Source organism: Nocardia sp. NPDC050435 (assembly GCF_040655395.1).
In the GTDB taxonomy this organism is placed as follows: Bacteria; Actinomycetota; Actinomycetes; order Mycobacteriales; family Mycobacteriaceae; genus Nocardia.
The window spans coordinates 25,321-45,389 of the sequence record NZ_JBFAJW010000010.1 but is presented as its reverse complement, the minus strand read 5'-3'; the positions used below and the strand labels follow the sequence as shown (position 1 = coordinate 45,389).

Annotated in this window: 17 protein-coding genes; 10 read left to right on the top strand and 7 right to left on the bottom strand. The window is 71.5% G+C overall.

Features of this window, described 5'->3' with window-relative positions:
- The first annotated feature begins 28 nt into the window (after nucleotides 1-28).
- The 4 genes from AB0I43_RS28455 to AB0I43_RS28440 all read left to right on the top strand — a co-directional run bounded on the left by AB0I43_RS28455 (nucleotide 29) and on the right by AB0I43_RS28440 (nucleotide 3,071).
- A complete protein-coding gene (locus tag AB0I43_RS28455; RefSeq protein WP_356980688.1) occupies nucleotides 29-907 on the top strand; it encodes an SDR family NAD(P)-dependent oxidoreductase in 879 nt (292 codons plus the stop codon).
- Between the two features lie 87 nt (nucleotides 908-994).
- Nucleotides 995-1,645 carry an urease accessory UreF family protein gene (locus AB0I43_RS28450; RefSeq protein ID WP_356980690.1) on the top strand — a complete coding sequence of 217 codons (651 nt, stop codon included), beginning with the start codon at nucleotides 995-997 and terminating at the stop codon, nucleotides 1,643-1,645.
- 30 nt (nucleotides 1,646-1,675) lie between these two features.
- On the top strand, nucleotides 1,676-2,392 hold the full coding sequence (ureG, locus tag AB0I43_RS28445) for an urease accessory protein UreG (RefSeq protein ID WP_356980691.1): 717 nt from the start codon (nucleotides 1,676-1,678) through the stop codon (nucleotides 2,390-2,392).
- On the top strand, nucleotides 2,382-3,071 hold the full coding sequence (locus tag AB0I43_RS28440; RefSeq protein WP_356980693.1) for an urease accessory protein UreD: 690 nt from the start codon (nucleotides 2,382-2,384) through the stop codon (nucleotides 3,069-3,071). The genes ureG and AB0I43_RS28440 overlap by 11 nt, the downstream gene beginning before the upstream one ends.
- A 171-nt stretch (nucleotides 3,072-3,242) precedes the next feature.
- On the opposite strand, the gene AB0I43_RS28435 is transcribed toward AB0I43_RS28440, so the two are convergent.
- The 4 genes from AB0I43_RS28435 to AB0I43_RS28420 all read right to left on the bottom strand — a co-directional run bounded on the left by AB0I43_RS28435 (nucleotide 3,243) and on the right by AB0I43_RS28420 (nucleotide 6,654).
- Entirely contained in the window at nucleotides 3,243-3,671 is a 429-nt protein-coding gene (locus tag AB0I43_RS28435; protein ID WP_356981432.1) for a hypothetical protein, read from the bottom strand.
- Between the two features lie 157 nt (nucleotides 3,672-3,828).
- Nucleotides 3,829-4,593: a hypothetical protein gene (locus AB0I43_RS28430; protein ID WP_356981433.1), complete on the bottom strand. Its 765-nt coding sequence runs from the start codon at nucleotides 4,591-4,593 to the stop codon at nucleotides 3,829-3,831.
- 208 nt (nucleotides 4,594-4,801) lie between these two features.
- Nucleotides 4,802-5,134 (bottom strand): hypothetical protein, encoded by a 333-nt coding sequence (locus AB0I43_RS28425; RefSeq protein WP_356981434.1) that lies wholly within the window; start codon nucleotides 5,132-5,134, stop codon nucleotides 4,802-4,804.
- An 89-nt stretch (nucleotides 5,135-5,223) separates the two neighbouring features.
- Entirely contained in the window at nucleotides 5,224-6,654 is a 1,431-nt protein-coding gene (locus AB0I43_RS28420) for an NAD(P)/FAD-dependent oxidoreductase (protein ID WP_356981435.1), read from the bottom strand.
- Nucleotides 6,655-6,886: 232 nt separating this feature from the next.
- On the opposite strand from AB0I43_RS28420, the gene AB0I43_RS28415 reads away from it, so the two are divergent.
- Entirely contained in the window at nucleotides 6,887-8,335 is a 1,449-nt protein-coding gene (locus AB0I43_RS28415) for a cytochrome P450 (protein ID WP_356981436.1), read from the top strand.
- On the opposite strand, the gene AB0I43_RS28410 is transcribed toward AB0I43_RS28415, so the two are convergent.
- Both AB0I43_RS28410 and AB0I43_RS28405 read right to left on the bottom strand, forming a co-directional pair.
- Entirely contained in the window at nucleotides 8,322-9,215 is an 894-nt protein-coding gene (locus AB0I43_RS28410) for a tat pathway signal sequence (RefSeq protein ID WP_356981437.1), read from the bottom strand. The two genes, AB0I43_RS28415 and AB0I43_RS28410, sit on opposite strands and share 14 nt — an antisense overlap.
- Before the next feature lie 99 nt (nucleotides 9,216-9,314).
- Nucleotides 9,315-9,521 carry a hypothetical protein gene (locus tag AB0I43_RS28405; RefSeq protein ID WP_356981438.1) on the bottom strand — a complete coding sequence of 69 codons (207 nt, stop codon included), beginning with the start codon at nucleotides 9,519-9,521 and terminating at the stop codon, nucleotides 9,315-9,317.
- Between the two features lie 179 nt (nucleotides 9,522-9,700).
- Between AB0I43_RS28405 and recC the strand changes: the two genes are divergently transcribed.
- The 4 genes from recC (at nucleotide 9,701) to AB0I43_RS28385 (ending at nucleotide 18,913) form a co-directional block, all read left to right on the top strand.
- A complete protein-coding gene (gene recC / locus AB0I43_RS28400) occupies nucleotides 9,701-13,087 on the top strand; it encodes an exodeoxyribonuclease V subunit gamma (protein WP_356981439.1) in 3,387 nt (1,128 codons plus the stop codon).
- Nucleotides 13,088-13,250: 163 nt separating this feature from the next.
- Complete coding sequence (locus AB0I43_RS28395) at nucleotides 13,251-16,643, top strand: UvrD-helicase domain-containing protein (protein WP_356981440.1); 3,393 nt, start codon at nucleotides 13,251-13,253, stop codon at nucleotides 16,641-16,643.
- Nucleotides 16,640-18,523: an exodeoxyribonuclease V subunit alpha gene (gene recD / locus AB0I43_RS28390; protein WP_356981441.1), complete on the top strand. Its 1,884-nt coding sequence runs from the start codon at nucleotides 16,640-16,642 to the stop codon at nucleotides 18,521-18,523. Before AB0I43_RS28395 ends, recD begins: the two co-directional genes overlap by 4 nt.
- A gap of 255 nt (nucleotides 18,524-18,778) precedes the next feature.
- Nucleotides 18,779-18,913, top strand: coding sequence for a hypothetical protein (locus AB0I43_RS28385; protein ID WP_356981442.1), 135 nt, complete (start codon nucleotides 18,779-18,781; stop codon nucleotides 18,911-18,913).
- Nucleotides 18,914-18,917: 4 nt separating this feature from the next.
- Here the strand turns inward: AB0I43_RS28385 and AB0I43_RS28380 are convergent, their stop codons facing one another.
- Nucleotides 18,918-19,589 (bottom strand): hypothetical protein, encoded by a 672-nt coding sequence (locus AB0I43_RS28380; RefSeq protein ID WP_356981443.1) that lies wholly within the window; start codon nucleotides 19,587-19,589, stop codon nucleotides 18,918-18,920.
- Between the two features lie 87 nt (nucleotides 19,590-19,676).
- Here AB0I43_RS28380 and AB0I43_RS28375 point away from each other — a divergent pair, with 87 nt between their 5' ends.
- Nucleotides 19,677-20,069, top strand: coding sequence for an NUDIX hydrolase (locus tag AB0I43_RS28375; protein ID WP_356981444.1), 393 nt, complete (start codon nucleotides 19,677-19,679; stop codon nucleotides 20,067-20,069).

Sequence of the window (20,069 nt, the reverse complement as noted above, 5' to 3'; positions counted from 1 at the left end):
AACACGCACGGCGCAATACATTTGACGCGTGACTGAGACGCAGCCCCCTGTCAACGGGCGACCGCTCGCCGAACGGGTCGCCACCCGCCTGCTATATCCGACCTCGCGCCCGCGCGAAAGAGCCCTGCGCGACGCGGTTTCCGGGCGCATCGTGCTGGTGACCGGGGCCTCGCACGGCATCGGCAAGGCCAGTGCCCGCAAACTCGGCGCGGCGGGTGCGGTGGTCCTGCTGGTCGCCCGGTCCGCCGACGAGCTGGCGCAGGTCGCCGCCGAGATCCGCGCCGACGGCGGTCGCGCGCACACCTACCAGGCCGACCTGACCGACTTCGACGCGACCGAGCAACTCGCCCAGCGCGTGCTGGCCGAGCACGGCCACATCGACGTCGTGGTGAACAACGCGGGCAAGTCGATCCGCCGGCCGATCGATGAGTCCTACGACCGCTTCCACGACTTCACCCGCACCATGGACATCAACTACCTCGGTCCGGTCCGGCTGCTGCTGGCCCTGCTGCCGCACATGCGCGCGCGTAAGCAGGGGCACATCGTCAACGTCTCCACCTGGGGCCTGCTCATGCCGCCGACGCCGCGCTGGGCGGCCTACGGCGCCTCGAAGGGGGCCTTCGACACCTGGCTGCGCACGGTCGGCGCCGAGATCGCCGTCGACCGGGTCACCACCACCTCCATCTACATGCCCCTGGTGCACACCCGCATGAGCGCGCCCACCGACTTCAGCAGCATTCCGGGCCTGACCGTGGACGAAGCCGCGGACCTGATCTGTCACGCCGTCACGTCCCGGCCGCGCGCCATCGCGCCGTGGTGGCAGGCGCCGATGCAGGCCGCGAGCAATCTCAGCCGCGTGCAGGCCGCCCGGTTCATGGAACGAGCCTTCCGGCGCGGGCGGTTGTAGCTCGTACGGAGCCGCACATGTGCTGGTGAACCCGCCCAGGTGCCGACCGGCGCGCGGGGGCGACACGCCGAAGCATAGGATCGTGCGGTGCACAAGAGGTCCGCGGAGAATTCGGCGCTGTTATTCGCCCTCGCGGATTCACGCCTGCCGATCGGCGGGCACGTGCATTCCGGGGGCGTCGAGGAAGCCGTCGCGTCCGGACTGGTGCGGGACGTGGCGACCGTCGAGTTGTATCTGCGCCGGCGGGTGGAAACCTCGGGCTTGATCGCCGCCTCCCTGGCCGCCGCGGTGTGCGCGGGTGCGCTCGAGCCCGCGCGCGCCGAACTCGAAGCCGACGCCCGGACGCCGTCGCCCGCCGCCCGGGCCGCCTCCCGGGCACAGGGGCGTGGCCTGCTGCGCCTGGCCAAACAGCTGTGGCCACAGGCCGATTGGACCGAGCTGGGGGCGCGCCCGCACCTGTCGACGGTCTTCGGCGTGGTGGGGGCGGTCTGCGCGGTGACGCCGGAGGAGATCGCGGGCGTCGTCGTCTACACCACGCTGACCGGCGCGGCGACGGCCGCGCAGCGGCTGCTGGCGCTGGATCCCGCCGCCATTGCGGCGTGCACGGTCCGCCTCGCCGAGCTATGCGACGCGACGGCCGCCGCCGCGGCCACCGAACTCGCCGCACTGTCCGATCCGCTGCAGGACGTCCTCGCCGAACGGCACCTGCACCGCGACATGCCCCTGTTCGCGAGCTGAGAGACCCACCGAGAGAAGGAGACTGCCACCATGCCCCCGCACCTGATCGACGGTGAGCCCCACGACCATTCGCACGATCGTCCCAAGCGGCAGCGCACGCCGGGCGAGGCGCTGCGGATCGGAATCGGCGGCCCGGTCGGTTCCGGCAAGACGGCGCTGACCGCCGCGCTCTGCCGCCAGCTGCGCGACGAACTGTCGATCGCCGTGCTCACCAACGACATCTACACCACCGAGGACGCCGACTTCCTGCGCCGCCACGCCGTGCTGCCGGACGAGCGGATCACCGCCGTGCAGACCGGCGGCTGCCCGCACACCGCCATCCGCGACGACATCACCGCGAACCTGGACGCCATCGACGACCTGATCGCGGCGAACCCGCCGCTGGATCTGATCCTGGTGGAATCCGGCGGCGACAACCTGACCGCGACCTTCTCCTCCGGCCTGATCGACGTGCAGATCTTCGTGGTGGACGTGGCCGGTGGCGACAAGGTGCCGCGCAAGGGCGGCCCGGGCGTGACCTTCTCGGATCTGCTGGTCATCAACAAGACCGACCTGGCGCCGCTGGTCGGCGCGGACCTGGGCGTGATGGAACGCGACGCGACCAAGGTGCGCGAGAACCGGCCGACCGCGCTGATCTCGCTCACCGACGACCCGGCCGCGACGCCGGTGCTGGCGTGGGTGCGTGAACAGCTGGCCGCGCTCGCGCACGCCGACGCGCACGCTTCCGATTCCGCTGTTGCGCACTGAATTACGGATCGTGGCGGCCGTCGGGTCGCTGCCGGTGATCGAGGCCGTCGGCGGGCTGGCGGCGCGCCGGACGGCGCCGGACACGGTGCACATGATCGGTACCGCCGCCACCCCGCTGGGCGGTGACGAGCTCGATATCCGCATCGTGGTCGGCGACGGCGCGCGCCTGACCGTGCGCTCGGTCGCCGCGACGATCGCGCTGCCCAGCGTCGCGACGCCGCTGTCGGTGGCGCACTGGCACTTCGAGGTCGGCGAAGACGCGGTGCTGGACTTCGACCCGGAACCGACGATCGTCGCGGGCGGGGCGCGTCACCATGCCCGCACGACGGTGCGGTTGGGCGCCGGCGCGCGGGTACGCATCCGGGAGCGGATCCAGATCGGGCGCAGCGGCGAGGAGTCCGGCGAGTGGCGCGGCGATCTCGTCGCCGACCTCGGCGCGGTGCCGCTGCTGCGCCACCGCCTGCACCTCGGGGGGCTCGCGGTGACCGACGACGCGATCTCCGCGCCGCGGGCGCTGGACAGCGAATTCGTCTATCCGGACGATCGTCCCGCGGAGGTCGACGGCCTCGACGGAGTCCTGCTTCCGCTCGCCGCGGGCGGCAGCTTATTCACGCATATCGGCCGAACACTGCGAGCGGAGGGGCCCGCGTCTGCATCGGCGGCTGTGGTACCCGTCTGAGGCCGAAGGTGGCAGCCGGGCAGCGGTGGCGCGACCGACCCGGTGACTTCGCCCGCCTGACCGGCGAGCGGCCTGGGGCATCCGACCGACTCGCTCGACGCGCGCGGGGCCGAGTCGGGCCACCCCCTCGGCCGTTCGGCCCGAATTCGATTCGGGCCGAACGGCTGCGCGTTAACCGGACAGGCTCGGGAGCAATCCGCCGAGACCGCCTCCGCAGCCACTGCTGCCGGAGTTCCCGGCCGCCGCGACCTGCACTGTGACGGAGTCGGAGACGAGCAGTTGCCGGGCCACCAGTTTGTGTGCGCCGGCGGTTTGCGGAGTCCACTTCAGGCTGACCTTGTTGGTCAGCACCGAGGGCGCGACGGGGCTGCCGGGGATATCGGCGCCGTTGTCGGTGAACTTCACTGTGCTCAGCCGGTCCACCTCGACCGAGGCGGTGAGGGTGTAGGTGCAGCCCACCTTGTGGTCCTGGCCGGAGACGGCGAGATCGCCGACCCAGGCGCCGGCCTGCGGCGCGGTCAGGACGAGGGTGGCGGCCACGGCGACGAAGGCGGTGAAGCCCATGCGGACTCGCCGCGCGCCGATCGTGTGTGCGTTCATGCTGTGTTCCCTATCTACCCGTGCTCTATGGGTAGCGGCACAGTAACGAACGATCATGTTTCACATTTGGGTTTTGCGCGAATCGTCTTGCTGCGCAGAACGGGAAGGAGGGACCCGACGCCGTTGTCGGGTCCCCGTCCCTTGCCTTAAGCCGCGCTCAGTCCCCGACGACCCGGGACGGCGCGTTGAACGCGTTCACCGCGCCGACGACGCCACCGGCCGCCGCGCCGACGACCGCGGCCGGCACCGTGATGATGGCCGCACCGGCGGCCGCGCCGAGCATCGGACCCGCGACGATGCCGACCGGCACCAGCGGCAGGCCGAGCACCAGGCCGACGGTGCCGCCGACCAGCGCGGAGGTCAGCGCGAACGGCGCCGCCGACGCCGCGGCGGCCGCCGCGCCGATGGCGGCGGTGCCGACGGTCTGCCCGGCGATCCGGTCGGACCGGCTGCGCTCCATGCCGATCGAGTCGAGGAACGTCGCCAGGTTCGCCTCGGTCACGGCGGACTGGTCGTTGATCTGGATCGCCTGCTCTTTGTCGATCCAGTCCGGAGCGGGCACCGTGACATCACCGAAGCGGAACTGCCCGGGCGGCGGCGCGATCGGCGGCACCGGGGCCACCGGGACCGGCGGGTGCAGCACGCCCACGGGGGCGAGGTACCGCTTGTCCGGCGCCGGGCGCGACCACTGCAGCGAGCTCTTGGTGTCGTCCGGGATGTTCAGGCCCTCGTACGGCGACGCGTTGGGAACGTCGGCCGCGGGCCACTGGGCCTTCTCCGAAAGCGTGGTCGTCTCGGCGGGATCGGCGTTCGCGGTGCCGGTGCCGACGAGTGCGAGCACCAGCGTGCCCGCGCCCGCGGCGACGACCGTGCCGACCGTCGTGCGCTGCGGGGTGGGAGCCCTGTGCTTTCCTGTGGGCATCAACTTCCTTTCTCAATGAAATGCAAGTTCGACGTCCCACATTCGGATCCACGAGCGCCGCGGATTGGTCCGTTCGGCGGCCGGCCCGGAATATCCGAGTAGCCCTCGGGTAGCTATGAGAAACGGCCGGGCCGGATCCGCTCGATTCGCGAATCCTGCCCGGCCGCATGATCACCGGTGCGTACTGCCTGTCTTCGTGCTCTCGCGGTCACCGCGTCGGCTCGACCGCGGCGCCCACGCCGATCCCGGTCGTGACCCCGGCCCGGACCTCGGGCTCGACCCGCGACTCGGTGCGCACCTCGAGCCCGGTATCCGGAGAGAGCTGCGCCTGCACCGTGGCTTTGGTGTCCAGTCCGGCCGAGGCGCCGCCCGATGCGGTCGAATCGACCAGCAGGCCCGCGCCGGGACCGCGCTCGGCGAGCGCCGGATCCGCGACGGCGATACCCGCGCCCGCGATGGCCGCCGCGAACGGCAGCGTCCCCACGAGCAGCAGCGGGCCGCGGCGGCGCCGGGCGGGTGGACTGTTCTCGGGTTTGCCCACGAATAACCTTCCTGTCGAATTCGAAGAGTGTTCCTTCGGAATTCGGTCAGGAAACGTGCGTGGATGGGCCGGAAACGGTACGAAAGTGCCTAACCGGCCTGCTGTTCCGCGGCGGCGCGGCCGGGAGCCCGGCCGTTGCCCGGAGGCGCGCCCAGCGCCGCGGCGAGTTCGTCGGCCTCCTCCTCGTCGGAGTTGACCTGTTCGAGCGCCAGCCGGGCGAACACCCACTGCTCGGTCGCCGCCATCTGACCGCGGGTGCGGCCGAGGAAGGACACGAACCACTGGATGACGGTGATCAGCCGGCTCCGGTAGCCGACCAGGTAGTACAGGTGCAGCCCGAGCCAGGCCAGCCACGCCAGGAACCCGCCGAACTCCAGCTTGCCGACCTGGCACACGGCGTTGAACCGCGAGATCGTCGCCATGGAGCCCTTGTTGAAGTACTTGAAGGGCTTGCGGTCCTCCGGGCGTGCGCCCTTGAGGCCGGCCTTGATCGCCTTGGCCGCGTAGGTGGCGCCCTGGATCGCGCCCTGCGCCATACCGGGGACGTCGGGCACCGACATCAGGTCGCCGACGACGAAGACGTTCGGGTGCCCCTTGATGGTGAGATCGGGTTCGACGATGACGCGGCCCGCGCGGTCCACCTTGGTGCCCTCGGACCGTTCGGCGAGCATCTTGCCCAGCGGGCTGCCCTGTACACCGGCCGACCACACCTTGGTCGAGGACTCGATGCGCCGGATGGTGCCGTCGGAATCCTTGACCGTGACGCCGTGCGCGTCGACATCGGTGACCATGGCGTTGAGCTGGATCTCCACGCCCATCTTCTCCAGCTTGCGCTGGGCCTGACCGCCGAGCTTGGGGCCCATCGGGCCGAGCACCGCGCCCGCGCCCTCGACCAGGATGACCCGGGCGTCGCGCGGATCGATGTTGCGGAAGGTGCCTTCCAGGGTGCGGTCGGCGAGTTCGGCGATCTGCCCGGCCAATTCGACGCCGGTGGGGCCGGCGCCGATCACCACGAAGGTGAGCAGCCGGTCCCGCATCTCCTGCGAGGTGGCCAGCTCGGCGCCCTCGAACGCGCCGAGGATGCGGCCGCGGAGCTCGAGCGCGTCGTCGATGGTCTTCATGCCGGGGGCGTAGGTGGCGAACTGATCGTTGCCGAAGTAGGACTGCTGCGCGCCCGTCGCCACGATCAGGCTGTCGAACGGGGTGACCGTCTCCTGGTTCAGCAGTTCGGAGGTGACGGTGTTGTTCTGCAGGTCGATGTCGATCACGTCGCCGAGCAGCACCTGCGCGTTGCGCTGCTTGCGCAGCACCAGGCGGGTGGCGGGGGCGATCTCGCCGACCGACAGGATGCCGGTGGCCACCTGGTACAGCAGCGGCTGGAACAGGTGGGTGGAGGTTTTGGAGATCAGGGTGACATCGACGTCGGCGCGCTTGAGGTGCTTGGTGCCGAACAGGCCACCGAAGCCCGAACCGATCACCACCACCTTGTGACGACGGTTCTCGACAGCTTCTGTGCTCATCGCCGGTGCTCCTCGAAGACCTGGGGTTCGTCCCCCGCAGACGGTTATTTCCGGTATCCATGCGCGACGTTCACACATCCGAGCCCGAGCGCACGCCGCAGGGTCAACCGTAGTCGGCGCCTTTCGGGCCGTCACGGCGAGATCCGGTTAGCCGCGTCGCGTTGTGCGTAAACCCGGGCCGCCGGGCGTGCGAAAAGAATACGATGAACACCCTCGTTCCTGGAGGTTTGGCATGGTTGCCGACGCTCGTGTCTCGGAGAACGCCTCGCTCATCGACATTCCGGCCGAACATGTGATCGATCGGGTGCTGCGCCGCATCCCGGAGCGGCCCCGGGTGCTCGCCGCGCCGCCGGCCGCCAGTTCGACCGTCGCGGTGCACGGCGATATCGGGCTGCCGTATCTGGGCCGGGCGCTGCAATATCTGCGCTGGGGCCCGGCGGAGGTGATGGCGCGGCACCGCCGCTACGGGCCGGTGTCGATGTCGCGGTCGCTGGGTGTGGAACGGGTGCTGGTGACCGGCCCCGAGGCCATCGATCAGGTGCTGGGCATGCGCCGCCGGGATTTCGGGCAGGGCTGGAACTACTTCATCGGACCGTTCTTCGGCCGCGGCCTGCTGCTGCTCGAATTCGACGAGCACATGTTCCATCGGCGGATCATGCAGCAGGCGTTCACCCGGGACCGGCTCGAAGCGCACGTGGCCGCGCTCGCGCCCGTGGCACGCGCTGCCATCACGCAGTGGGTGCCGAAGGGGGAGACCAGCGCGACCGTGCGTCTCTACCCGACCCTCAAGGACCTCACCCTGGACATCGCGGGTGAGACGTTCATGGCGGTCGACGTCGGGCCGCGGCGCGGCGAGCTGATCGATGCTTTCCTCGCGTGCACACATGCGGGCCTCGCCACCATCCGGCATCCGGTGCCGGGCGGACGCTGGCGGGCCGGGTTGCGCGGGCGGGCGGTGCTCGAGCAGTACTTCACCGAGATGATCCCGCGTAAACGCCGCGGCGACTCCCCGGATTTCTTCTCCGCGCTGTGCCACGCGCGCAGCGAGGACGGAGACGTGTTCAGTGACGCCGACGTGGTCAACCACATGATCTTCCTGATCATGGCCGCGCACGACACCACCACGACCACGGCCACGGCGGTGCTCTACTACCTGGGCAAACACCCGGAATGGCAGGAGCGGGTCCGGGTCGAGGCGCGGGCGGCGGGCGCCGCGCGCACCATCGCCGACCTGGACCGGATGACCGAGCTGGACCTGGTGATCAAGGAGAGCCTGCGGCTGATGCCGCCGGTGCCAGGCTTCGTCCGCCGGGCCGTACGCGACACCGAGATCCTCGGCCACTACATTCCCGCGGGCACGCCGGTCGACCTGGCGTACCAGGTCAACCACTTCCTGCCCGAGTTGTGGAGCCGCCCGGAGATCTTCGACCCCGAACGGTTCGGCCCGGACCGGCGCGAGGACAAATCGCATCGGCTGGCCTGGGTGCCGTTCGGGGCGGGCGCGCACAAGTGCATCGGCATGCACTTCGGCACCCTCGAGGTGAAGACGCTGGTCGCCGAGCTGGTCCGGACCTACGAGTGGAGCCTGCCGGCGGACTATCGGATGCCGTGGGGTTTCACCACGATTCCGTTCCCGCGCGACGACGCGCCCGTCACCCTGCGGCGGATCAGCGGCCCTTGAGCAGCATCTCGGCGACCTTGGTGTCGGTGTCGGCGCCCTCGGTGTAGCCGCCGTCGGGGCCCAGCGCGCTCATGATCGCGAGGGTGTAGCGCTCTTCGGGTCCGGCGAAGCCGACCGAGTTGACCACCCAGCCGCCCTGTTCGGCGGACCAGCCGTTCTTCAGGCCCGGGCGCATCTTCGCGCCCGCGCCCCAGACGCCCCAGTGCTGGTTGTAGTCCACCGAGCGCATGCGGTCGAGCAGGTAGGCCTTGTCGTCGGGGTGCATGCCGGTGAGCGCGTAGTCCATCAGGCGATCGAGGTCGGCCACGGTGCACTTCTGGAACGACCAATCCGGGAACATCGCGGTGGTGGTCGGCTGCGGCACCAGGCTCGTCATCCCGTTGGCGCGGAAGGCGTTGTTGAACGCCATGCGGTCCAGCCCGGCGTACTTCTGCCAGAGGATGTCGGTGGCGGTGTCGTTGGAGGTGGCCAGCATCGATTCCATCAGCCCGCGATCCTCCGGGCTGAGCGCGATCGCGCCGACGCGGGCGCGATTGAGCAGGTCGACGGCGATGGCGAGCTTGATCGTGGACGCCGTCCAGACCTGGTTCTCGGCGTTCTCGTTGGCGTAGACGCCGCCGGTGACGCGGTCGCGGATGATGTAGCCGGTGACGCCGGGGCGGGTCTTCAGGTAGGCGTCGACGCGATCGATCCTGTTGCTCAGGTCGGCGTCGAAGCCGGGAATGGTGCGGGTCAACGCGGGCGGGGCCGCGTCGGCCCTGGGCGCCAGCGCGGGCGCGGTCGGGATCAGAACCGCCGCGGCGGCGAGGACACAAGCTGATGCGGCCACGCGGGGAAGTGCACCGGTGCCGGCCATGGGGTAACGCACGAGGGAACACATTGGCACATCGGCCCGTGGGACGCACGTCTTGAGCTCGGCGCGCCGCTGTGTTATTCGCAAAACTATCGAGTGAGCAATCCGGTTCGGCGCGAGCCGAATTCAGCGGAAGGCCGCGAGCAGCTCTTCGACCGTGCGCCCGTTGAGGCGATAGCAGTGCTCGAAGGCCTCGGCGTGCCGGTCGCGTGGCCAGCTCTGTAGCACGACCGTGCGACCGTAGAACCGTGAGTTGATCAACTCCCAGTGGTCACCGATGCGGCGGACTGTGAATCCGGCCCTCGGAAACAGGGGAATCACCTTCGCTGCCATTGACGCGAACCAGCCTTTCGATCCAGCTTCCCGTCCTCCCCGGTTCAGCACTGTCGCACACCGCTTCCCGCGACTCCGCGTGACACGGCCGAGAAATCCGTTCGCCTGTGGCTTAATTCACTTTCCGCCGTCCGGGGGCCGGTGCGGTTGCGGAGGAGTCGCTGGCGTATAAACGACCAATGCCGCTGCACATCCACCGTGCCGAGCGCGCCGACATCCTGGCCGATTCGCTCGCCGCGCTGTTGGCGACGCCGCTGGATGATCCGTTCGCCGCGGAGGTGGTGGCGGTGCCGGCCAAGGGCGTGGAACGCTGGCTGACGCAACGACTCTCGACGGTGCTGGGCGTATCGGGCGGCGCCGCCCGGGGTGATGGTGTGGCCGCCAATATCCGGTTCCCGTCACCGGCCGCGCTGGTCGCGGACGTGCTCGCCGCCGCGGCGGGGGTGCGGCCGGAGGCGGATCCGTGGGCGCCGGAGCGTGTGGTGTGGGCGCTGCTGCGGGTGATCGACGCGGCGCTGCCGGAACCGTGGTGCGCCGTGCTCGCCCGGCATCTGGGTGCGGGCGAACCGACCGGTCGCGACCATCGCGTCGGGCGGCGCTACGCGACCGCGGCCCGGCTCACCGCGCTCTTCGACAGCTACGCCGCGCAGCGCCCCGCGCTCATCACCGACTGGGCGGCCGGTTCGGACACCGACGGGGCCGGGCATCCGGTCCCCGACGATCTGCTGTGGCAACCGACGCTGTGGCGGCGGCTGCGCGCCGAGATCGGTGCGCCGAGCCCGGCCGAACGGCTCGAGCCGGCCTGCGCGCGGCTGCGCGCCGAACCCGCGTCCATCGATCTGCCGCAACGTCTTTCGATCTTCGGCGGCACCCGCCTGCCCGCCGACCAGCTCGCGGTGCTCACCGCCCTGGGCGCGACCCGCGACGTCCACCTCTGGCTGGCCCACCCCAGCCCGGCCATGTGGTCCACCCTCGCCGAACTCCCGCCCGCATCCACCCGCGCCGCCGACACCACCGCCACCGCCCTGCACCACCCTCTGCTCACCGGCTTGGCCCGCGATGTGCGCGAGCTCCAGCAGCGCCTGCACACCGTCGCCACCACCCACCTGCCCGCGCACTCGACGCAGGCTTGCGGGCCGGAATCCGCGTCGGCAGAATCCGCGCAGCGGGCGGACGTTCGCGAACAGGCGGGGCCGTGCACGTTGCTGGCGGCGGTGCAGGAGGGGATCCGCGCGGATCGGTGGCCGCCGGTCGAGGCGGCCCACGCCGCCGACGGCACGGTGCAGGTGCACGCGTGTCATGGGCCGACGCGGCAGGTCGAGGTGCTGCGGGAGTGTCTGCTCGGGTTGTTCGCCGCGGATCCGACGCTGGAACCGCGCGACGTGCTGATCATGTGTCCCGAGGTGGAGGCGTACGCGCCGCTGGTTCGCGCGGCGTTCGGCGGTGGCGCGGCGGGCGAGGAGGCGGCCCATCCCGCGCAGCTGCTGCGGGTGCGGCTGGCCGATCGGGGGCGCGGGGTCACCAATCCGATGCTCGCGGTGATCGCGACGCTGCTGGAGCTGGCCGACGGGCGGGTCACGGTGACCCAGGTGCTGGATCTGGCCGCCTCCGAAACTGTCCGCCGCCGTTGCGGTTTCGACGACGACGCGATCGAGCGGCTGCGCGAGTGGGCCGCCGAGTCCGGCGCGCGCTGGGGGATCGGGCAGCGGCAGCGGCAGGCGTTCGGGCTCGCCGACTTCGCGCAGAACACGCTGAACAGCGCCGTCGATCGGATCCTGCTCGGCGTCACCGCCGACGAGAGCGCCGACGACTGGCTGGATCTGGCCCTGCCGCTGGGCGACGTGGACTCCGGCGACGTCGACCTGGCCGGGCGGTTCGCGGAATTCGTGGACCGGCTCGCGGTGTGCCTGCGCGATCTGCGCGGCCCGCGCCCGGCCGGCGAGTGGGCGGCCGTGCTGGCGCGCGCCCTGGACCTGCTCACCGACGTGCCCGACCGTGACGCCTGGATCCGCGCCGAAGCCCGCCGGGAACTCACCGCCGCCACCGAGCACGCCGGCGACGTGCAGCTGCGGCTGCCGGATGTCGGTGTGCTGCTGGCCAATCGGCTGGCCGCCCGCCCGACCCGCGCCAACTTCCGCACCGGTGAGCTGACCGTGGCCACCCTGACGCCGATGCGCTCGGTGCCGCACCGGGTGGTGGTGCTGCTCGGGCTCGACGACGACGTGTTCCCGCGCGCCGGCGGCAGCGACGGCGACGACGTGCTGGCCCGCGATCCGCAGCTGGGCGAACGGGATTCGCGCAGCGAGGATCGCCAGCTGCTGCTGGACGCGATCATGGCGGCCCAGGATCGGCTGCTGGTGTTCCACACCGGCGCGGATCCGGTGACCGGCAGCAAGCGCCCGCCCGCCATCCCGGTCGCCGAACTCCTGGACGCCCTGCGCGGTTACCTGGCGGCAGACCAGGACGTGTTGGTCCGGCATCCGCTGCAGAGCTTCGATCGCCGGAACTTCGACGCGGACCGGCCGTTCAGCTTCGACACCGGCGCGCTGGCGGGCGCCGTGGCCGCCGCCGCCCCGCCCAGCCCGCGCCCGGCGTTCCTGCCGGAGCCGCTGCCCGCCCCCGAACTCGGCGACGTGGCGCTGGCCGACCTGATGGCGTTCGCCGAGCATCCGATCCGCGCGTTCCTGTGGCAGCGCCTGGGTCTGCGCGTCCCCGAGCACGACGAGGACATCGCCGACCGCCTGCCTATCGAACTCGACGGTCTCGCCAAATGGGAACTGGGCGAACGACTGCTGACCGCCCGGCTCACCGGCGCGGACGCCTCCGGCCTGCGCGCCGCCGAGTGGCGGCGCGGCACCTTGCCGCCGTTCGGTCTGGGCGGCGCGGTGCTCGACGAGGTCGAGCACACCGTGGACAAACTGGTGCGGGCCGCGCTGCCGGAGTACCAGAGCCCGGCGCGCGCGGTGGACGTCGCGATCGATCTGGGCGGCGGCCGCCGGCTCACCGGCACCGTGCCCGAGGTGCACGGCGAAACCCTGGTGCGCACCACCTTCTCCCGGCTCGCGCCGAAGCACCGGATCGCCGCCTGGGTCGCGCTGCTCGCCCTGGCCGCCACCGAGGACCGCTCCTGGCGCGCCGTCACCACCGGCCGGGGCCAATTCCATCGTCCCGCTTGGCGTTCGGCGCTCACCGCCCCGGACCGCCCGGCGGCCGTCACCGTCCTGCGCGATCTGGTGAAGCTGCGTGACGCGGGCCTCTGCGAGCCGCTGCCGATCACGCCGACCGCGACCGCCGCCTACGCCGAACGACGCTTCCGCGGTTCCTCGGCCGAGGAGGCGTTCAGCGCCGCCGAACGCGAATTCAACGGCGGCCCCAACGGTCCCGGCGCCTTCGGCGACCACACCGACCGGCACCTGCGCTACATCTGGGGCCCGGCCCCGCGCCTGGACGATCTGATGACCGCGCCCGCGCCGGCCGGCGACGCCAACGAGACCACACACTTCGGCGCCCTCGCCCGCCGCCTCTGGACCCCGCTGCTCGCCGCCGAAACCCAGGGCCAGCCATGACCGCCCCCGGCGCGGGCGGCGCGGGCAACGCACCGGTCATGATCAACACGGACACGCGGGCCGGGGTGCACGGCATTCGCGGGATCGAGTGGTTCGATCGGGGTTTGCGAGTTACCGAGGCGGAAGTGGGTTTGCCCATGCGGGTTTCGGGTGGGTGGCGCGGATGACCGTGCAGGATCTGGTGTTCGCGGCCGAGGAGCTGGCCGAGCCGGGGCGGTTCGATCCGTTCGGGCCGCTGCCCACCGGGACGACCGTGCTGGAGGCCAGCGCGGGCACCGGCAAGACGCACGCGATCGTCGGCTTGGCCGTGCGCTACGTGGCCGAGGTCGGCATCGACGTCTCCGAGCTGCTGCTGGTGACCTTCAGCCGGGCCGCGACCCAGGAGCTGCGGGAACGGGCGCGGGACCGGTTCGTCGCCGTGGCCGCGGCGCTGGTGGACCCGGAAGCGGCTCGTGCGCATCCCGACGAGCTGGTGCGGCATCTGGCCGCGGCCGACCCGGCGGAGGTGCGGCGGCGGCGCGAGCGACTGCTGGTGGCGCTGTCGGATTTCGACGCGGGCACCATCGTCACCACGCACAGTTTCTGCCAGCGCATGCTCGACGAACTCGGTCTGGCCGGGGAACACGACCCCGGCGCGCGCCTGGTCGAGAACGTGGACGAGGTCGTGCTGACCGTCGCCGACGACCTGTACCTGAACCGGTACGCCCGAACCGAACCCCCCTTCGGCCTGAAGGAAGCGCACACCCTGGCGCTGGCCGCGGTGCGCGACCGGCATGCCCGCCTGGCCCCCGAGGGCGACGGCGCGGCCGGGCAGCGCGTCGCCTTCGCCGCCACCGTGCGCTCGGAAACCGAACGCCGCAAACGGCTTTCGGGTCTGCGCGATTTCGACGACCTGCTGGTCCTGCTGCACGAGGTGCTCGCCGATCCGCGGCACGGCGCGCGCGCCTGCGCTCGCATCCGGGATCGCTACCGGGTCGCGCTGGTCGACGAATTCCAGGACACCGACCCGCTGCAGTGGGACATCCTGCGCCGCGCCTTCCACGGCCACACCACCATGGTCCTGGTCGGCGACCCGAAGCAGGCCATCTACGCCTTCCGCGGCGCGGAGGTGCTCAGCTACCTGGACGCGGTCGCACACGCCGACCACCGCTGTGAACTCGACACCAACTGGCGCAGCGACGCCGGTCTGCTCGCCGCCCTGGACCACCTGCACGGCGGAGCGGCGCTGGGGCACAAGGAGATCACCGTCTACCCGGTGGCGGCGACCCGCTCCTGGACCCGCCTGTCCGGCCCGGCCGACCTCATCACCCCGCTGCGCGTCCGCTGTCTCCCGCGCACCGGTGCGGGCCCGCTCAACAAATCCGGGTTCCCGGCGGTCGGCCGCTTGCGCGCCAAGGTCGCCGAGGACCTCGCCGCCGACATCGTCGGCTTGCTCGAGTCCGGCACCACACTGCGCGATCAGGCGATCATCACCGCGCCGGACGATCCGAACACGGCCGCGCAGACCGAGTCCGGTACCTTTGTCGCGCGCCCGATCGGCCCGGGCGACATCGCGGTCCTGGTGCGCACCCGCTCGCAGATCGATGTGGTGCGCGCCGCCTTGGACAAGGTGGGCGTCGCCTCCGTGCTGGCGGGCGGCACCAGCGTGTTCGCGACTGCCGCCGCCACCGACTGGCTCTGGGTGCTGCGCGCGCTGGAACAGCCGCATCGCTCCGACCGGGTCCGCCTGGCCGCGTGCACGCCGCTCATCGGGGTGACCGCCGCCGAGATCGACAGCGGCGGAGCGGATCTCGTCGGCCGGGTCAGCGCACAGCTGCGCGAGGCGGGCCGCCTCTTCGCGCGTGCGGGCTTCGCCGCGGTGTTCGAGCAGCTCGCCGCGGAAACGCGGCTGGCCCAGCGCCTGCTGACCGTGGAGAACGGCGAGCGCGACCTCACCGACCTGCGCCACATCGCGCAACTACTCGACCAGGTCGCCCTCACCGAGGGCCTGGGCCTGACCGCGCTCACCCGCTGGCTCACCGATCGCGTGCGCGACCCCGCCTCGGGCTCGGTGGCCGACCGCAGCCGGCGCCTGGACCGCGACGCCGCCGCCGTGCAGATCGCCACCGTGCACGCCAGCAAGGGCCTCGAATTCCCGGTCGTGTTCCTGCCTTTCGCGTGGGACAGCGCGAAGAATCCGTACCCGGCGACCCTGCTGTTCCACGACGATACCGGCGCCCGCGTGCTCGATGTCGGCGGCCAAGACGCCCCGGGTTTCGCCGAACGCAAGCAGCGCGCCGAGGCCGAGGAAGCGGGGGAGGAGCTGCGCCTGCTCTATGTGGCCCTGACCCGCGCCATGTGCCAGGTCGTGGCCTGGTGGGCGCCCGCGATCACCACGGCCGCAGCGCCGCTGCACCGGATGATCCTGGGCCGCCCCGAGGGCGGCGACCTCGTCCCGAACCGGGCCTCGGTTCCCGCCGACGCTGTCGCGGTCCAGAACATCGCGGCCTGGGCGGCCGCGGCGCCCGAGGCCATCTCGGTGACCGCCGTCGACACCGCCGAGGCGGTGCGACCGCGCCGCGTCCGCACCGACCGGGCCGCCGGCGCGCTCGCGGCCGCCCGGTTCGAGCGGATCCTGGACCAGCAGTGGCGTCGCACCTCCTACTCGGCGCTGACCGCGGGCGCGCACGATCTCGCCGCCGCCGAGCCGGAGGACGCGCACGACACCACCGACGAGCCCGCCACCCCGCTGCTCGACGACACCGAATTGCCCACGGCCGCACCGTCGCTGATGAACGCCCTGCCCTACGGCGCAGAGTTCGGCACCCTCGTGCACGGGGTGCTGGAGCTGATCGATCGCGAGGCCCCCGATCTCGCCGCCGAGGTGCTGACCCGCAGCCGCGCCGCCATCGACGAGCTGCTGGCCGAGATCGATCCGGAGCTGCTCGGCGCCGCGCTGCTGGCCGTCCTGCGCACGCCGCTCGGATTCGGTTGCCTCGCCGATATTTCCGGCCGTGATCAGCTCAACGAGCTGGAATTCGAACTGCCGCTCTCCGGCGGCGATACGCCCGCCGCCCACACCGCCACCCTGCGCCAGATCGCCGATCTGCTGCGCGCGCACCTGCCCGCCGACGACGAATTCCGGCCCTACGCCGAGCAATTGGCCGCCCTCGACGATGTTCCGCTGCGCGGCTACCTCACCGGCAGCATCGACGCCGTGCTGCGCGTCACCGACGGCGCCGCACCGCGTTTCGTGATCGTCGACTACAAGACGAACCGGCTGGGCACCGGCGATCTGACCGTCGACCACTACACCCGTGAGCGGATGTGCGCGGAGATGCGGCGCTCCCATTACCCGCTGCAGGCCCTGCTGTACTCCGTGGCCCTGCACCGTTACCTGCGCTGGCGCCTGCCCGATTACGATCCGGCCCGGCACCTGGGTGGCTGCGCGTATCTGTTCGTGCGCGGCATGATCGGCCCGGACACGCCGCCCGGTCGCGGTGTCTTCGACTGGACGCCGCCCGCCGCGCTGATCGTCGCGCTGTCGGATCTGCTCGCGGGCGAGGCGGCCGGATGACCTCGATTCAGTTGGCGCAGCGCGGTTCCGGACTGCTGCGCACCTTCAACGAGGCCGGGGTGCTCTCCGCCGCGGACGTGCACGTGGCGGTGCGGCTGGGCCGGCTCGGCCGCGAGGAGGCCGAACCGGTGCTGTTCGCGGCCGCGCTGGCGGTGCGCGCGGTGCGGTCGGGCTCGGTGTGCCTGGAACTCGATCGGATGCGCGAGATCGGCGTCGACGCCGACGAGAGCTGGGACGCGGGGACCGGCATCGATCCGGCGACCCTGCCGTGGCCCGAGACCGCGGTCGTGGTTGCCGCGTTGCAGGCCAGCCCGCTCGTGGTCGGCGGGCAGGCGGGGCCGCTGCGTCCGCTGCGCTTGGTGCCGGGGGACCGGGACGGTGGGCCGCTGCTGTACCTGGACCGGTATTTCCAGCAGGAGCAGACGATTCGCCGTGTGCTGACCGAACGCTCGGGCAGTCACCCGGTGATCGATCCGGCGCTGGTGCGGCGCGAACTGGACCGGCTCTTCGACGGTGCACCCGGTCTCGCTCCCGACCGGCAGCGGCTGGCCGCCGCCCTGGCCGCGACCCATTGGACGACCGTGGTCGCGGGCGGCCCCGGCACCGGCAAGACCCACACCATCGCCCGGATCCTGGCGCTGCTGGAGGCGCATCAGCGCGCCCATCCCAAGCTGCCCGCCCTGCGCATCGCCCTGGCCGCGCCGACCGGCAAGGCCGCGGCCCGGTTGCAGGAGGCGGTGCGTGAGCAGGCCGGCACGCTGGAGCTGCCGGAACTGACCGCCTCGACGCTGCACCGGCTGCTGGGCTGGCAGCGCAGTCGCAGCACCCGTTTCAAATACCACGAATTCAATCGGCTGCCCTATGACGTGATCGTGGTCGACGAGACCTCGATGGTGTCGCTGACCATGATGAGCAGCCTGCTCGCGGCCCTGCGCCCCGATACGCGGCTGGTCCTGGTCGGCGATCCGGATCAGCTGGCCTCGGTGGACGCGGGCGCGGTGCTCGCCGACCTCGTCGCGGGACCCGTCGCGGGCGCACCGAATCCGGTCCTGGAGCAGGTGCTCGGCCCGGATCCGGCGCAGCCGCACGCCGAATCGCTGACCGCGCTGGAACAGACCCGGCTGCGCGGCGGCATCGTCCGCCTCACCCGTGGCCGCCGCTTCGGTGGCAAGATCGCTGATCTCGCCGTCGCGGTGCGCGCCGGCGACGCCGACACGGCCCTCGAGCTGCTGCGCGCCGGCGGCTCCGAGTTGTCGCTGTGCGTGCCCGAGGACACCAGGCCGGTGCGCGCGGATGTGGTGGCGGCCGCGCGCGCGGTCACCGAGGCCGCGCTCGCGGGCGACGCCACCGGCGCGCTCACCGCGCTGGAATCGCACCGCCTGCTGTGCGCACACCGCCAGGGCCCCTTCGGCGTCGAACGCTGGGACCGCATGGCCGCCGAGTGGGCCGCGGCGGGCGGCGCGGGCCCCGAATCACCTACGGTCCCTTGGTATCCCGGCCAGCCCCTGCTGGTCACCGCCAACGACCACGAAGCCCGCATCTACAACGGCGACACGGGCGTCATCGTGCGCCTCCCGGACGGCTCCCTGCGCGCCGCCCTGCAACGCGGCAGCGAGCCCTACCTCGTGCACCCCACCCAATTCCCCGCCGTGGTAACGGTTTTCGCGATGACCATCCACCGCAGCCAGGGCAGCCAATACGACACCGTCTCCGTCGTCCTCCCCGAACCCGAATCCACCCTGCTCACCCGCGAACTCCTCTACACCGCCATCACCCGCGCCCGCCGCCACGTCCGCGTCATCGGCACCGACGAATCGATCCGCGCCGCAATCGCCCGCCGCGTCCTGCGCGCCAGCGGACTCTCCCGCAACCCCGGCTGACCTGCCGTGAGATAGGACTCAACCGCCTGCGTGACAACGGACGCATCACCAGCATGTTCTGCTCCTTCACCCGGCAGTCGAAGATCCTGCGCCTGTTCGGCACCGGTCGCCTGGTCCGGCCTGACACCGCGGAGTTCGACGCCCTGCGCCCGCATTTCGGTCTGCAGCACCCCGGTTTGCGCGGCGTGATCGTCGTCGCGGGCCGACTCCTGCGGCTACTCGGTGCCCTATCTCGACCTGGTAGAGGAGCGACCGGTGCTGGACGCGTTGCACACGCGCCGTACGGAGGCGGATTTCGCCGCCCGCATCGCCGGCGACAACGCTGCCAGCATCGATGGGCTTCCGGCATTGGAAGCCGATCATCCGGTGCCCTCCGCCATTCCGCGCTAGGCGGTCAGTTCTGGCAGACGGCCCAGGTGGCGGCGGGGTCGCAGTGGGCGGGGCAGGCGAAGAGGTAGACCTGGTTGCCGAGGAAGAGGCCGTCTTCGAGGCCCGAGGAGTCGAGGGAGTCGTCGAGGTCGGGGTCGACGTAGTCGGCGAAGGGGAAGTCCTCGTAGATCTGGCAGAGGAAAGCGAGGTCGGTGCCGCAGGCGCAGTGGTGGTGTTCGGGGGCTTGGAGCCAGTCGGGGATGCCGCCGAGGTCGCCGAAGGCGTCGCAGTCCAGTTGGTTGGGTGTCGAGTCGATGATGAGGCGTTTGGGCGGGAAGTAAGGGTCGGGGGTTTGGGTGGCTGTTCCGTTGCGCTGGAGCAGGATTTGCCAGAAGCGGGAGTCCGCGCCGGGCGGGTGGTCCCAATAGCGTTCGGGCAGCTGGGTTTCGGTGCTAGAGCCGGACGGGCCGCTCTCCTGCGGGCAATGAAAGACGAGTAGTTGGTCACCGCCGAAATGCGGCACCTCGGCGGGTATTTCGAGCTGGAAGAACAAGGCTAGCCGCGCCCCGCAGTCACATTCGGGCCATGATCGCCCGGCCTCGAGGATCGGCCAGCCCCCGAGTGTGTCGCGATCACCCGGCTGGGCGGGCTCCGAGCCGATCGCGAGGACGAAGGTGCTTGCGCCAACGGAATTCATGAGTTCCCTCCCTGGACATCCGAGGTACCGAGCTTTCCCGGCGGACGGGGTGTGGGGCAAATCGGGGGTTCGTGCTTTGATCGTCCGGTGGGTGAGAAGCACTTGGTGTACTGCCGGATCGAGCGGGCGGGGGCGGTGCTGCTGGTTCGGCGGGCTCCGGGGGTGTTCCTGGCGGGGCGGTGGGAGTTGCCGGGCGGGGGGATCGAACCGGGGGAGCGGGCCGAGCAGGCCGCGGTGCGCGAGGTCGCGGAGGAGACGGGGCTGGTGATCGAGGTGCTCGGGGAACGATCGGCGCGCTCGTGGATGGACGTGGCCGGGCGGCCGCTGCGCATCCACGCGCGGGTGTTCGACGTGGCCGAGCGGGGGCGCGCGACGGTGCGCCTGAATCCGGCCGAGCACGACGACCACGCGTGGGTGACGCCCGCCGAGGCCGCCGCTCTCGATCTCGCCGAGCACTTCCGGGAGGCGCTGGGCGGGTAG

Excerpts from the sequence above, each read along its gene's own strand:
- ureG (WP_356980691.1), top strand. The coding sequence starts at position 1,676 with ATGCCCCCGCACCTGATCGACGGTGAGCCCCACGACCATTCGCACGAT.
- AB0I43_RS28435 (WP_356981432.1), bottom strand. The coding sequence starts at position 3,671 with ATGAACGCACACACGATCGGCGCGCGGCGAGTCCGCATGGGCTTCACC.
- AB0I43_RS28430 (WP_356981433.1), bottom strand. The coding sequence starts at position 4,593 with ATGCCCACAGGAAAGCACAGGGCTCCCACCCCGCAGCGCACGACGGTC.
- AB0I43_RS28420 (WP_356981435.1), bottom strand. The coding sequence starts at position 6,654 with ATGAGCACAGAAGCTGTCGAGAACCGTCGTCACAAGGTGGTGGTGATC.
- AB0I43_RS28415 (WP_356981436.1), top strand. The coding sequence starts at position 6,887 with ATGGTTGCCGACGCTCGTGTCTCGGAGAACGCCTCGCTCATCGACATT.
- AB0I43_RS28410 (WP_356981437.1), bottom strand. The coding sequence starts at position 9,215 with ATGTGTTCCCTCGTGCGTTACCCCATGGCCGGCACCGGTGCACTTCCC.
- AB0I43_RS28405 (WP_356981438.1), bottom strand. The coding sequence starts at position 9,521 with ATGGCAGCGAAGGTGATTCCCCTGTTTCCGAGGGCCGGATTCACAGTC.
- recC (WP_356981439.1), top strand. The coding sequence starts at position 9,701 with ATGCCGCTGCACATCCACCGTGCCGAGCGCGCCGACATCCTGGCCGAT.
- AB0I43_RS28395 (WP_356981440.1), top strand. The coding sequence starts at position 13,251 with ATGACCGTGCAGGATCTGGTGTTCGCGGCCGAGGAGCTGGCCGAGCCG.
- recD (WP_356981441.1), top strand. The coding sequence starts at position 16,640 with ATGACCTCGATTCAGTTGGCGCAGCGCGGTTCCGGACTGCTGCGCACC.
- AB0I43_RS28380 (WP_356981443.1), bottom strand. The coding sequence starts at position 19,589 with ATGAATTCCGTTGGCGCAAGCACCTTCGTCCTCGCGATCGGCTCGGAG.